The sequence below is a fragment of the Myxococcus sp. AM009 genome, from assembly GCF_013372605.1.
GTDB lineage: Bacteria > Myxococcota > Myxococcia > Myxococcales > Myxococcaceae > Myxococcus > Myxococcus vastator.
This window is the reverse complement of record NZ_JABXEP010000463.1, coordinates 1-435: the sequence shown is the minus strand read 5'-3', so window position 1 is coordinate 435 and position 435 is coordinate 1. Positions and strand designations below refer to the sequence as shown.

At 66.7% G+C, this 435-nt stretch carries 1 protein-coding gene; it reads left to right on the top strand.

Features of this window, described 5'->3' with window-relative positions; genetic code table 11:
- Positions 1 to 21: 21 nt before the first annotated feature.
- Positions 22 to 435 (top strand): DUF3014 domain-containing protein (locus HV824_RS36400; RefSeq protein ID WP_255208639.1); only part of this gene is annotated, 414 nt, incomplete at its 3' end.

Genomic DNA, 435 nt, shown 5'->3' with positions numbered 1-435 from the left:
GTCCGGGAGATGGCGAGCCGGATGTCCGAGGAAGCGGAGCTGCAGCGCTGGCTTCAGGAGAAGGACCTGGTGCGCCGGGTGACGGCGGCGGTGAACAACATCGCGGAGGGCGCGAGCCCGCGGATGGTGCTGGGCTTCATGGGCCCGGCCGACAAGTTCCAGGTCGTCGAGGGCAAGAACAAGTCGGTGACCATCGACCCGCGAAGCCATGCTCGCTACGACCTGGTCGCGCGAGTGGTTGGAACGTTCGACGCGCAGGTCGCCAGGAGCATGTACCGCGACTTGAAGCCGCTCATCGACCAGGCGCATGGCGAGATTGCTCCGCCGGGACAGACCTTCGATTCGACGTTGAGTCGCGCCATTCAGCATCTGCTCGCGGTTCCGGTGCCGGAAGGCGGCGCGCTGGAGGTCCAGCCGCAAGGGGCGCTCTATGTC